Here is a 13,150-nt window from a genome sequence, read left to right as displayed (position 1 = left end):
AATGAAAAGAATAAGTCTCACAAATTTAGATGAATATTCACAATTGACTCACTCCGAGCATAGCTCTTCGTCTTGCGCAGTGGCGAAACGGCGTTTCGCTCATCACTGCTCAGGCTTTACCCTGATTGAACTCATGATATCAATTGCACTGGGGCTCATTATTGTTGCTGCGGCAATTCAACTTTTTATCACTGGGCTTACAAGTTACAAGCTACAAAAAGCAATGGCCCATATCCAGAACAATGCAAGTTTGGGTCTAAACTTTATTATTGATGATATTCGTAAGGCAAATCTGAGCTCTCCCATCCCAGCGGTAAATGATCAGATAGCTTATGCTGGGATTTTGCTGACTGACAAAAATGTTGGTAAGAACATTAACTTAAACTGTGCTGCTTGTTTCTCCAGTAATAAATTAACCAGTTTTGGCGATGCGCATGTTACAGGTTTAACCAATGATCAGTTGTTGATTCGCTATCAAGCCCCTCAAAACGGTTTTGACTGTTCTGGTAATGCACTGGCAAAAGATACTTTTGTGGTGCAACGATACTACGTAGGCTCAACTTCTACAGACTTACGGCATTCACTGCGTTGCCAGGCGGCCCAGTATACCCAGGCACAACTTGATGCAATCAAGGATACGGATACACCCATTGCATTAGACTGGAAAAATAGTCAGGTGATCCTTTCCAATGTTGATTTTTTCCAGGTACGGTTGGGCTACATTGATGGTGATCTGGATAATGCAGATAGCAAACTGGCTTATACCGACATTAAGAACTATATGGCTTTAACTGCCAAGAATAAAAATATTGATGGTGTAGTACAACCTGTAAGGCCCCATGTTCATGCGATTCAAATTGGGGTCTTGGTACAGTCTGCTGATAGCACAGGAAATCAGTCCGTCATTAAAGAAAGAAATCAACAATCATTTCAGGTCTTGGGTACAAATGTCACTTTAGCACCCGCTTATCAGGATTCACATTTACGTCAGGTGGTTGACCAGACCATTTCCCTAAGAAATGCTATGGGCTGGGTCAATGAGGGCTGTGATACCAGTAAGACAGAAGCAAATTGTAATACAGGGGAGAGTGGAACATGACTAAACATCAACAAGGTTCTACACTGGTCGTTGTATTAATGATTTTGTTATTAATCACGATTGTGGGAACACTCGCAATCAGACAGAGCGTCAGCTCATTAAAATTGGTCAGTAATAATCAGGTACAAACCTTGTTATTGCAAAATGCAGATGCTGCATTGTTAAAGTTTCAACGTCCTGAAACAACACAAACCATTAGTAGTGCAAATGGTATTGTGGGTTTCTTTAAAAATGAAGATAACTGGAATAAGGAGTTGGTTTTCTGTTTTAAGGGCAGCTCACCATTTGATTTGTCTAATGCGAGCTGGTTGTATTGGCAAGGGACAACAAAGCACAGCCAAAAGATGGCAACAGGTGGTGGAGCATGTCAGTCACTTACAGCCGATGATAAAAAAGACATCAATAATTTTTCAGGCGGCCGTTCTCAGGTGGTCACCCAAGTCCATATCAAGAGAGCCACTTCAACGACCCAGCCATTTTCTGACATGGCACGTGGTACAGATGCGGTCAATGCAAAAACTGAAAATAGTATGCGTCTGCATGTCCAGGTGACATCTGTCATGGAGGGCCTGCTTTCAAATCCTGAGAATGATTTATTTGATGCCAATATAGGATGTCTAAACAAAAGTATTGAACCGCCATCAGGGGTACAGGGGTTGGTTCAATGCCTGAAAGATAAAAATATTTTATATAGCACACAAGTTGCAGAATATCGCTTCTTATCTGACTTTGAACCCTCAGGTTCATAAGGGAGAAATGAACATGAAAAATAATAAAATGAAAATGGAACAACAAAAACAGACAAAAAATCAGAAGATAATGAATAACAAGCCAGTAGTTAAATGGTTATTTATTGTAGGTTCAGCATTGTCTTGTAGTTTGATGTTATCACCTGTTATTCATGCCAGTGATGTTGAGATTTATCGTCAGGGAACAAGTGGTGGGGACAGTACCATTATGTTGATGGTGGACGCTTCCCAATCTATGGGCTCACCTGCTTTAGACTTGCTTAAAGATTATCCATTATGTATTAGCAGTAAGATTTTCGCAGTGGTTGGAGCGCTACCTGTTGTGGATGTCAAGCTCACTCCAGCAGCTGGAACAGAAGCCTACTGTGATGTGGTTTTTCCAAAATCGGTTTTGGACTTATTAGGTACAGTGGATACTTTAACTGGGACGCAAAAAAATAGTTTACTGGGCTTGCAAAGTTCATTGGACTATATGCGTTCTAGTTGTACCCCATTTTCCAAACTCGAATCTGGTGAGCCAGCACGAAGTAATAAGATTCTTACAGTCAATCTTAACCTGGGGGAGGGTTATCGCTGTTATAGCCGTTTGTCACGGATCAAAATAGCGGTAAGGGATGTATTGGAAGGCAATACGAATAAAGGGATAACCGCTTTGCCTGAAAAGACAGCGATAGGACTTTCTGTATTTCCAGCAAAAGATAGCAGTGGTGGGGTCAATCAAAAAGCTGGCATGATTGTTGTACCTGCAAGAACACTGGAGACAGAGGGGCAAAAGGCTGCACTCAAAGCGGCTATTGATGGTTTGGTTCCTAGCACTGATCCATTGGGGAGAACGTTAGAGGGAGTCGTTGGAATTTTAGATAGTGTTGCTGGCGGACTGGATATTGCGGGGGTGTTGGGCGGTGTAATGACCTTGGTTGGCAGTATTCCTGATACCCTAATGGCATTGCTGGAAAATCCAGAAACCCCAACGGCAACGGCTTATGCCGAAACAGGCGCATACTTGCTTGGACATAATACAAAAGGAACAGCGGGAAATATTGTTGCAAAAAAAGTCGGTTCAAACTATGTGGCAAAATGTACATCGGTTTATACCCGAAGCTTTAATACCAATAGTACCTCATTAAATAGTTCGGAAGAACGTTGTTCGGCCGTTGGAGCGTGGGAGGAACGGCGTACAGGAACAACCTTATGCGTGATTGGTTGTCTCACCACTTGGGTCAATCCACTACTTGGCTATAATGAATACCAAAAAAATGGAACACCGCCAACGTCAGTCTATGATCCAACAACAGGCTGGCAAGACAATCAATATTACTATCAGCCATCTGAACAAAACTCGATTTATTCTGGCTTTAGCTACCGTGCCAGTACTGTGCCAATGAGCACAGCAAATAGTAATGACTATGATAATCCAAGCTCTATTAAAGCAGTGGTGAAAGGGACTTCCACTTCACAATGTCAGGCACAGGGTATTTTTGTACTGACTGGTAATGTGCCGAGAATTGATCCAGCCGATAAACTGGGCATACAACGGGTTATGCAAAAATCATTGGGTAAAACACCAAGCAATAACCCAACCGATTTTTGTAGTTCAACAACAGGCTGGTCAAGCCGTGGTTCAGACAAGGCAACATGGGCATGTATTGCCAACTATTCACAAGCTTTACTCGATAAAAATAGCAACTATCGGACTCAGGTTGAAATTAAAACAGGTGTGGCGGGTATAGGTAAGGAATTCAACTATGTTCGTTTAAATAACGATACAGTTGAGGGGGCTGGTACTGGTGGCAGCATCGTAAATGATCTGCTTAATGTGGTTAAGGGGCTGCTCAGTACTGCATTGAAAGCAGCCAATATCCTGAGTTTGGGACTGCTGGACTTAGGGAAATTAACCAATTTGGTTGATGTGATTTTACCAACCATGCCATCAGATACCACCGATATTGAGAATCTGGCGTATTGGGGACATGATGGCAAAGGTGGATGGTATACAGAAGCAAGTACAGGTGGGGTTGCGCAAAGTATCGTTAATTTTAGCAAACACATTGTTGACGCTGAGTCTGCCCCTTTCCTTGGTTTACAAACTATTCCAGCTGATCCATTGACCCCATATCAACTCAGTAATGATGTCTATAACAGTATATTTGCACCGACAGATCATCAAAGCTGGTTTGGTAACCTCAAAAAATACTCAGTGACTGATACGACCAGTGGTGAGAATGTGATTCGTCTGGTGGATTGGAAAGATCAATGGAATGGAGCAGCATTAGAGGATAAAGAAAAAGGTTCCACCCTGTTTGATGGTGGAGTGCTGAAACAGTTAAAAACCTTACGTCCATCGAAAACCAATGATTCAACACGTACATTATGGATCAATCGAAACTGCCAATCAGGTGGTGCATTTGCCGAAAGCCAAAACTTGAAAAAAGTCACATTGGATTATCTGAATGATTCAAGTGAGGCCCGTTGTAAAGATGATGCAACAGCAAAAGATGGTTATGGTGGTTATTTAATGAATTTAATGGGTTATCAATTAGATAACCCTGAAAGTGCAACAGGAAATAGTCTTGCTCAAAGCGAACCCCTTTGGCAGGTGGGGATGCCACTTCATTCTACCCCGTTAAAATTGACCCAATTTGCCAAGTTTAATGGAAGCGATATTGATCGGGATGATTATGTCCTTTTTGGTTCAACACAGGGCTTATTGCATGTTGTGAATGCGAGTAATGGTAAGGAGAAATTTGCATTCCTGCCAAATGAGATGCTGGAAAATACCAAACAAAGAGAATCGTTCACCAAGGAGCGTAAAGGTCGTTGGCAGGATATGCCTTATGGCATAGATGGAGCATGGACTGCATATACGGAATATGCCTATGGTATGGACGATAAAGGAAAAGTTTACGCAACAGTAGGCGAGGCCAAAAATAAGCAAGGTACTGTGATCGCAACAGGCAAACAACTTGTATATGGTGGTTTACGTATGGGGGGACGCAGTTATTATGCACTTAATTTGGCCGACTTAGACAATCCGAAAATTAAATTCCATATCAACCCCGAACAGGCTACTGCAAATACACCACTTAGTTATATGGGACAAAGCTGGTCGAAACCAACCATTGCCTATGTCAATTGGAAAGGACAACGTAAACAAGTCATGTTTGTGGGTGGGGGTTATGATGCAACTGGTGCAACAGTAGCTTGTAATAATTCTGGTGACAATGTGTCAAAAAATTTAGGTTATGAATGTAAAGATTATGAGCAAACCAATAAAAAAGGCGCTGGCGTATATATGTTTGATGCTGATAATGGCAATTTATTATGGTGGGCAAGTGCCAATGCAACGGATAAAAATGATACTGCAACAGAAAATGCCCTTAATGTAAATGATATGAAATACAGTGTGGTCAGTCGTATCAATGTGGCAGACCGTGATGGTAATGGTTTGGTTGATCATGTGTATTTTGGTGATTTAGGTGGGCAAGTCTGGCGTATAGACCTAAATGCCAATACCGCTACAGGTAATTTTGTAAAACGAGCAATTCGAATACTGAATTTACATCAGGCTAATGGACGCAGTCCACGATTCTATGATGCGCCAAGTTTTAGTGTCTATGGTTATGAACAACCACTGGCAGTGGTGAGTATTGCTTCAGGTAATCGTAGCTTGCCTGCTTCCGATCCAAGTTCAGGTGCAATTTATAATCTCTTTGATCGTGATGTGACCAAAAACAATTTATATGCACTGAATACTAGTGATCTGGAAACTCAAGATATTGATTTGACCACTTCTGGTAAATCTTTAAGGGGTATGTTGAGTGTTGCTGAAACCAAAGACAAAAATATTGAGGATGTGAAAGCCTTGATACCAAATGGCTGGGTCGTTTCTTTTGATCCTGATGCAAGTGTTGGTAAGGATGGAACAGCGGGCAAAGGTAAAAAGGTTATGGATGAGATGGCTGTGATTAATAAAAATCTTTATGCCAGTGTGTATGATCCAGGTTCAACACCAACTTGCCCAGTACAGGTGCGTGGTAAAACAGAGGTCTATCGCTATTGTTTACCTTTTGGTCTTTGTGAGCAAAAGCAATTATCTGAAACGATGGGGCTGGTGGGTAAATCAGGTGATGGAATTGTGGCACTGAGTGTGGGAGCAGGTTCAAGTACAACAGGTGCTTTACAATCCCGGGGTGTTGTTTCAAATACAGCAGCCAATCCGCTGACTGGAGCACCATATAATCAAATGCGCCGTCAGATTGTGCCATTAACATGGTATGAAAATAATGAGTGAGAATAAATTTTCTGACTTCGAACAATACTCCTTTCCTTGTCAGGTTAAGCCTCTGGAGAGGAGCATGGTTCGATTGAATCAAGCTTCAGGTTTTACCCTGATAGAGTTGATGATCACGGTTGCAATCATTGCAATTATCGCAGCGATTGCTATACCTAGTTATGACACCTATATACGCCGTGCAGACTTATCCACAGCACAACAGGAAATGCAGAAAATTTCTGCCCTGTTAGAGCAGCACCGTACACGTAACTTTAGTTATGATGGCTTTGTATTAAAAGGTACATCGACCAACAAAGGTCCTTATTTTAATGTTCCGAATGCAACCAATACGACTTTATTGCTGCCATTGGACAAATTAACGGGCAATCAAAAGTTTACACTTACCCTTACCGTAAATTCACAAACTTGGTCACTGAAAGCCGTAAGTGAAAACCCCCGAAATTATTCTGCTTTATTAACAAGCACAGGCTTTAAATGCAAAACCAAGACAGCAGTCAGTATTACCGTCAATGGTTGTGGCAGCAACTCGGAAGACTGGTAGGTGCAGATCGCATCAAGATTAAATTCACAGTTGTGGATAAGCCTTAAATTAATCTTTCTTTCAGGGCAAATATGACGTAGAATATCGCCCTCTATGAAAGGGGTTTGAAGTGTTGCCGATGGTCGGTGCAGGGATAATCCGTAAAAATTATAAGGTTGTTCTCATGGTTGTTATTCGTTTAGCGCGCGGTGGTGCAAAAAAACGTCCATTCTATCAAATCGTTGTGACTGATAGCCGCAATGCACGTGATGGTCGTTTCATCGAACGTATTGGTTTCTTTAACCCAACTGCACAAGGTCAAGCGGAAAAAGTTCGTTTAGATGCTGATCGTTTTGCACACTGGATTTCACAAGGTGCTCAACCTTCTGAGCGTGTTGCTTCTTTAGCTGCTCAAGCTAAAAAAGCTGCAACTGCTGCGTAATGGTAGTAGGTAACCCATGACACCAGCACAGAATGTACCCGAAGATCGTATTCAGATTGGACAGTTACGTTCAGCTTATGGACTGAATGGGTGGCTCTGGGTTTACTCCAATACTGAACCCATGAGCAATATGTTTGACTACCTCCCTTGGTACATTGAGACCAAGGCAGGTTGGCAAACAGTCGATGTAAAACGTTGGAAACCACATGGCAAAGGACTGGTTGTTTCGCTAAAGGGTGTGAGTGATCGTACTGGTGCGGAAAACCTGGTAGGTGCCAATATCTGGATTGCCAAATCACAGCTTCCAAAAGCAGATGTGGATGAGTATTACTGGTCAGATTTAAAAGGTCTAATGGTATTAGGTCTTGGTGATGATGAGCAGGAAGTCAACCTCGGTCAAATCTTTGAGCTTTTTGAAACAGGTGCCAATGATGTCATGGTGGTCAAGGCGACTGCTGACAGTGTTGACGCTGAAGAGCGTATGATTCCGTGGCATAAAGATGTGGTGCAACGTGTTGATCTGGAAGCTGGTCGCATTTACGTCAATTGGGGCGTAGATTACTAACTCTTTGTGGAGTGGTAGCGCAGCAGGAAAATAAAGGAGTCTGCGGTGTTTTTTGCAGTCATCACATTGTTTCCTGAAATGTTTGAAGCGATTACAGCGTACGGGATTAGCGGTCGAGCCGCAAAAAAACAGATTGTACAAGTCACTTGTATTAATCCGCGAGATTTTGCAGAGGGCAACTACAAACGGGTGGACGAGCGTCCTTTCGGTGGTGGTCCTGGTATGGTGATGATGGCTGAGCCGCTGGCAAAAGCAATTACCCATGCCAAACAACTTGCCTCGCAAGCAGGCTGTGTTCATGCTCCTGTGGTGTATATGTCACCGCAAGGCAAAACCCTAAATGAACAGGCGGTACAGCAATTCGTTGATTATGATGGTTTGATTGTATTGTGTGGACGTTATGAAGGGGTCGATGAGCGTTTAATCCAGCATTATGTTGATCAGGAATGGTCAATTGGGGATTACGTATTGTCGGGTGGTGAACTTCCTGCCATGGTATTGTTGGACAGCATTATTCGCCGTTTGCCTAATGTTATGTCTGATGAGCAATCTGCGATACAGGATTCTTTTGTGGATGGTTTGCTGGATTGTCCACAATATACCAAGCCTGACCATTTTGAGGGTTTGGATGTGCCTGAGGTGCTTAAATCAGGACATCATGCCAATATAGAGAAATGGCGTTTTTTGCAGCGTTATCAACGTACTTTGGATCGCCGACCAGAGTTGGTGGAAAACGTCGAGTTGAGCAAGCAGCAAAAAAAATGGCTACAAAATTCGCAGGATTAAGCCTATATCGGTTGATCCTTGCACCAGACGAGAAGCCTGGCTTCGAGTTCTACTTAAACCTGGTTTAAGTTAAAAATAGGCTCTTTAAGGCAATTTTGTCCTAAAGGGAAAGTTAAACGGGAGATATGCGCCTCAGCCTCTATTCCCAGCGGTGTAAGAGACCTCTTCTCTCCCGCACATATTGGAGATTCCACAATGAGTGGTAAACATCCTTTAGTTCAAGCTGTTGAAAATGCACAGTTAAAAACTGATATCCCTGCTTTTGCTCCTGGTGACACTGTTATTGTCCAAGTTAAAGTAAAAGAGGGTGACCGTGAGCGTCTTCAGGCATTTGAAGGTGTTGTAATCGCGAAGAAAAACCGTGGTTTAAACTCTGCTTTCACAGTTCGTAAAATTTCTAGCGGTGTTGGTGTTGAGCGTGTTTTCCAAACTCACTCTCCAATCGTTGCTAAAATCGAAGTGAAACGTCGTGGTGACGTTCGTCGTGCTAAACTTTACTACCTACGCGAGTTGTCTGGTAAAGCTGCACGTATTCGTGAAAAGTTGCCAGCGCGTAAACAAGGTTAATTTTAGCCTCGTTTTAAAGCAAAAAAATGCGCCATCTGGCGCATTTTTTTATACCTGTTTTATAGTCCCTGCAATTTCAGGCGGTTGGCATGTTGACGGTAAATATCCACTGGGTCAGGTGCGAAAATTGATTTCAAGCCCAGCACCTGATTGACTTCATCAGCATGGTTCCAAGGCAGGTTGTCCCGCACCGTCTTACCAAACTTGGCACTGCAACGGCTGACCATACCATCATTGTCACCCTTGATGTCAACAATCAGGCTCGTTCCTGCAAACAAGGGATCAAGTGGATCAAGGATGTTGGTCAGTGCCTGTGTGCCAGAGAATGAATACATATAAATGCCTTTATCCTGATAAGTGCCCTCGCCACAGGCTGTGGTTGGTACGCCCATTGGGAATCGGGTGTTAAATGCCGTTGAGCCCTCAACCGAGATGCTGCGTCCTGCCGCCATCGCGTCATGTGGATAGCTTTTCGGGTTGAGTCCCTGTGACCATGTAATCGCGCCTGAGAAGAAGTTGGCCATGGCTGCTCCAGCAGAGCCAAAGATGGTTCCATCGGTTTTCATCAGTAGGCTGGCAACAGGCGAGCCTTTATGTGTACCACTGACACTGGTCAGTGATGCCACCTTGCTCGGCATGATACCTGCAACATAGCGGATGGTTGGCCCCCCCTGACTGTGACCAATCAGGTTGACCTTTTGCTGCCCAGTAATGGCAAGGATTTCCTCAACTTGCTGAACCAGCTGTTCACCCCGAACCTCAGTTGAGTTAAAGGGGGAAAGGCGTGTGGTCCAGACATTGGCACCATTTCGTGCAAGGTCAGGCAAGATCTGGTGCCAGTAATCGACACCTAAAGGATCACTGCCAACGCGTGAAAACCCTGCCACCCCATGTACAAAAACAATGGGATATTTGGTTTTGGCATAGCTGGAGAGCACAAAGCTTTCCTTGACCTGGGTTGCGTTGGAAGCGTAGCTGGCTGACGCACTGATTGCCATAATGGATACGGCAAGATAGCGAATAAGTTTTTGCATGATATTACTCTCAATTTTTGTTTTTCATATGGGTCTTCATGTTCTTGCGAACTGACATTGCATCCGTGCTAAATCGCATTATTTCAATGTCTTGTATTAGGTGTTCCTAGTTGCTAAAGGGTAAGGGACCTCCTTGGTCATAGACCGTTTCAAATGTTTGTAGACGTTGCTGTTCCTGTGTGGACTGAAATTGTTGTTGTTTGAGCTGTTGAATGGCCTGATCTTTGGCCGATGCACTCATATTGCTGTCCACAATGGTCTTGCGCTCATCCAGATAGGACTGTACGCGTTGTTTCCAGTCTGAGCGTTGCTGGTCCAGTTGCTCCAGACGTTGGGTGGCAGCCTCGCCAACCAAGTTGACCCGCATGTCCCGCAATTCCTGTGCTGAACCATTTCTGGCCTTGATCTGTTCAGTTAAGGAACGTAAATCTTCCAGTTTGGATAAATCCTTGAGGTTTTCCTGCCAGTCCTGTGGAAGTTGGTCAAAGCGCTGTTGTAGCTGTTTAGCCTTGTTGACGGCATCCAGGTTTTTATTTTCTAAAATGCGCATACGGTCAAGCGTATATTGCTGGTAGATGTCTTCTGTACCAAACAGGCCCTCAATTTCAACTTGAGAAAAGAAACGCTGCTTTAGGTCATGCATTGCATCGAAGATTGCCTGAAAATAGCCATAACTTTCCTGAGCAGGCTGATTCATCTGCAATTTGCTCAGCTGTTCCCGATAGCTCAAATAACGTGACCATAATTCCTGAATCTGCTGCTGCTCCGATGCCTGAAAACCTTTGGCAATATAGCGCTGAAAATTTTGTCGGATTTCATCAATATTTCGTTCGCCATATTGGGAAATGAAATATTCAAAGCAGTCTCGGGTCAGCTCATTCACGACTAATTTTTGTGATGCATTAAACTGTAGTTTGCAGTTGATTTCAGTATCCATTTGGCTTGTGCTGTTAAAAGCTGCGTCACGTGCCTGTGCTGGGCCTGAATTATCTGAATGGTCTGCTGAATTAAATGTGTTGCTGGATTGATCAGTTGATTTGAACTGTGGCTGCTGATCTTGAGGGTATAACCAATACACAACACTCAGCATTGAAACTGAAATGATCAATAAGCTACATAATAGGAATATTTTTTTTCTAATTTTATTCATTAAGCATGATCCATTTGCTTTTAATTTCGAAAACGAAAGAAAATCTATCATATTTGTTGCTTTTTTAAACACGTAATTTTTAAAAATCCGATGAATAGTTTTGATAAAATACCGCTTTATAGTTTGACTTTTCATTTATGAAAAAAAGTTCGTATCGCCATCTGAGTGGTGTCTTCTTATTAAATAAGCCCTTAGGTTTAAGTTCCAATTCCGCACTTCAAAAAGTCCGCCGTCTTTTTAATGCGCAAAAGGCAGGGCATACAGGTGCCCTGGACCCACTTGCAACAGGCCTGTTACCGATCTGTCTGGGGGAGGCCACCAAGTTTTCACATTATCTGCTGGATTCAACCAAGCGTTATCAAACCACGGTGAAGCTGGGGCAAACCACCGCCACAGGCGATGTTGAGGGTGAGATTCTTCAGCAGAGAGATGTGCCTGTTTTAACGGCAGAAAGAATTGAACAGGTATTGGCGCAATTCCGTGGTGACATTCAGCAGGTGCCACCGATGTATTCAGCCCTGAAACGAGATGGTCGCCCTTTGTATGAGTTAGCGCGTCAAGGGATTGAAATTGAACGTGAAGCGCGTCCAGTCAGTATTTATGAACTGAAACTTTTAAGTTTCACCGAAGATAGTTTGACCTTAGATGTGACGTGTTCTAAAGGAACTTACATCCGAGTGCTAGGTGAAGATATTGGTGAAGCTTTGGGCTGTGGTGGACATTTAACAAAATTACATCGTACTCAAACAGGGCATTTTGAGATTAATCCAGACTATACCATTGAATATCTGGAAAGCCTGACTCTGGAACAGCGTGATGCATTATTACTATCTGTTTATGCGCCTGTTGAGCATTTTCCCAAAGTGCAGTTACCCGAAGGCCGTGAAAAGTATTTCTGCAACGGTCAGGAAAGCAATATTGAGCATGAGGCGGCGATTGAGGTGCTGGTATTTGATGGCGAACGCTGTCTGGGTCTGGCGGAAATCACCGATAAAAAACGCCTTGTACCAAAACGCCTGTTAAATCTATAAGGTTAGTGTTGATGGAATGGGAACTGATTCTGGGTCTGGTGTTCTTTGCCTTTTGTGCGGGAACCATTGATGCTGCGGTTGGTGGTGGTGGACTGATTCAGATTCCAGCGTTGATGGGTGCATTACCACAAACAGCGCCAGCAACCCTGTTTGGGACCAATAAACTGGCCTCCATTTGTGGGACAGGTTCAGCCGCATTTTCATTTGTACGACGTGTGAAGTTGCAGTGGTCGCTATTGGCCGTGATCGCCGTGTTTGCCTTTATCAGCGCTTTTGTTGGTGCTGCCTGCGTCTCAATGGTGCCCACCCATATCCTGAGACCGATTGTATTGGTCATGCTGGTGGTGATCGCCATCTATACCTTTATGAAAAAACAGTTTGGGCAAGTGCATGTGGATCAGCGAATCACCCCAAAACTGCTGATTCTCGCTGCAATCGGCAGTCTCGCCATTGGTTTCTATGATGGAATCTTTGGTCCAGGCACAGGCAGCTTCTTTATCTTCTTTTTTATTCGTTTTTTACAGGTCGATTTTTTACATGCTTCGGCATTGTCCAAGATCGGCAACTTCATGACCAATCTTGCGGCACTGAGCTTTTTCATTCCAACAGGTCATGTGCTGTTTCAGCTTGGCTTGATGATGGCGATTGCCAATATTGCGGGTTCATTATTGGGTGTGCGGTTGACGTTAAAATATGGCAGTGGCTTTATCCGTATTTTATTCCTGATACTGGTCAGTATTCTGATTTGCCGATTGGCCTACCAGATTTTGATTGCAGCCTGAGCTATAAAAATAAATTTTATATACAAAAACATACTGAAACAGCGCTGTTTTAGAAAGTGCCATTTTCTAATATGAAAGCTAGCCAAGCAGAACAGCCCAATAAAGAATTTAAACATGGGTATGGATGATGT

General features: G+C 43.3%; 12 protein-coding genes. 10 read left to right on the top strand and 2 right to left on the bottom strand.

All coding sequences use genetic code 11. From position 1 onward, the window contains the following. Nucleotide 1: 1 nt before the first annotated feature. The 8 genes from QTA56_RS09605 to rplS all read left to right on the top strand — a co-directional run bounded on the left by QTA56_RS09605 (nucleotide 2) and on the right by rplS (nucleotide 9,022). The gene (locus tag QTA56_RS09605) at nucleotides 2-1,099 is read left to right on the top strand and encodes a PilW family protein (protein WP_267980747.1); all 1,098 of its coding nucleotides are present in this window, start codon (nucleotides 2-4) and stop codon (nucleotides 1,097-1,099) included. After that, nucleotides 1,096-1,848, top strand: coding sequence for a PilX N-terminal domain-containing pilus assembly protein (locus tag QTA56_RS09600; RefSeq protein ID WP_267980746.1), 753 nt, complete (start codon nucleotides 1,096-1,098; stop codon nucleotides 1,846-1,848). The genes QTA56_RS09605 and QTA56_RS09600 overlap by 4 nt, the downstream gene beginning before the upstream one ends. 13 nt (nucleotides 1,849-1,861) lie before the next feature. Then, a complete protein-coding gene (locus QTA56_RS09595) occupies nucleotides 1,862-6,139 on the top strand; it encodes a pilus assembly protein (protein ID WP_267980745.1) in 4,278 nt (1,425 codons plus the stop codon). Between the two features lie 64 nt (nucleotides 6,140-6,203). Beyond that, nucleotides 6,204-6,683, top strand: a complete 480-nt coding sequence (locus QTA56_RS09590; protein WP_289821548.1) for a type IV pilin protein — start codon at nucleotides 6,204-6,206, stop codon at nucleotides 6,681-6,683. A 163-nt stretch (nucleotides 6,684-6,846) separates the two neighbouring features. Continuing rightward, a complete protein-coding gene (gene rpsP / locus QTA56_RS09585; RefSeq protein WP_267980877.1) occupies nucleotides 6,847-7,104 on the top strand; it encodes a 30S ribosomal protein S16 in 258 nt (85 codons plus the stop codon). Nucleotides 7,105-7,120: 16 nt separating this feature from the next. After that, nucleotides 7,121-7,669, top strand: a complete 549-nt coding sequence (rimM, locus tag QTA56_RS09580; protein ID WP_267980744.1) for a ribosome maturation factor RimM — start codon at nucleotides 7,121-7,123, stop codon at nucleotides 7,667-7,669. A 45-nt stretch (nucleotides 7,670-7,714) separates the two neighbouring features. Beyond that, nucleotides 7,715-8,455, top strand: coding sequence for a tRNA (guanosine(37)-N1)-methyltransferase TrmD (gene trmD, locus QTA56_RS09575; RefSeq protein WP_267980743.1), 741 nt, complete (start codon nucleotides 7,715-7,717; stop codon nucleotides 8,453-8,455). 195 nt (nucleotides 8,456-8,650) lie between these two features. Continuing rightward, complete coding sequence (gene rplS / locus QTA56_RS09570) at nucleotides 8,651-9,022, top strand: 50S ribosomal protein L19 (protein ID WP_004660214.1); 372 nt, start codon at nucleotides 8,651-8,653, stop codon at nucleotides 9,020-9,022. A 59-nt stretch (nucleotides 9,023-9,081) separates the two neighbouring features. Here rplS and QTA56_RS09565 read toward each other — a convergent pair whose 3' ends face one another. Both QTA56_RS09565 and QTA56_RS09560 read right to left on the bottom strand, forming a co-directional pair. Then, nucleotides 9,082-10,056, bottom strand: a complete 975-nt coding sequence (locus tag QTA56_RS09565; protein WP_267980742.1) for a lipase family alpha/beta hydrolase — start codon at nucleotides 10,054-10,056, stop codon at nucleotides 9,082-9,084. A 106-nt stretch (nucleotides 10,057-10,162) separates the two neighbouring features. Beyond that, the gene (locus tag QTA56_RS09560; RefSeq protein WP_267980741.1) at nucleotides 10,163-11,206 is read right to left on the bottom strand and encodes a lipase secretion chaperone; all 1,044 of its coding nucleotides are present in this window, start codon (nucleotides 11,204-11,206) and stop codon (nucleotides 10,163-10,165) included. Between the two features lie 137 nt (nucleotides 11,207-11,343). Here QTA56_RS09560 and truB point away from each other — a divergent pair, with 137 nt between their 5' ends. Further along, a complete protein-coding gene (gene truB / locus QTA56_RS09555) occupies nucleotides 11,344-12,237 on the top strand; it encodes a tRNA pseudouridine(55) synthase TruB (RefSeq protein ID WP_267980740.1) in 894 nt (297 codons plus the stop codon). 11 nt (nucleotides 12,238-12,248) lie between these two features. Next, the gene (locus QTA56_RS09550; RefSeq protein WP_267980739.1) at nucleotides 12,249-13,019 is read left to right on the top strand and encodes a sulfite exporter TauE/SafE family protein; all 771 of its coding nucleotides are present in this window, start codon (nucleotides 12,249-12,251) and stop codon (nucleotides 13,017-13,019) included. Nucleotides 13,020-13,150 lie beyond the last annotated feature (131 nt).

This window comes from Acinetobacter thutiue (assembly GCF_030385805.1).
In the GTDB taxonomy this organism is placed as follows: Bacteria; Pseudomonadota; Gammaproteobacteria; order Pseudomonadales; family Moraxellaceae; genus Acinetobacter; species Acinetobacter corruptisaponis.
This window is presented reverse-complemented; position numbering and strand designations above follow the sequence as displayed.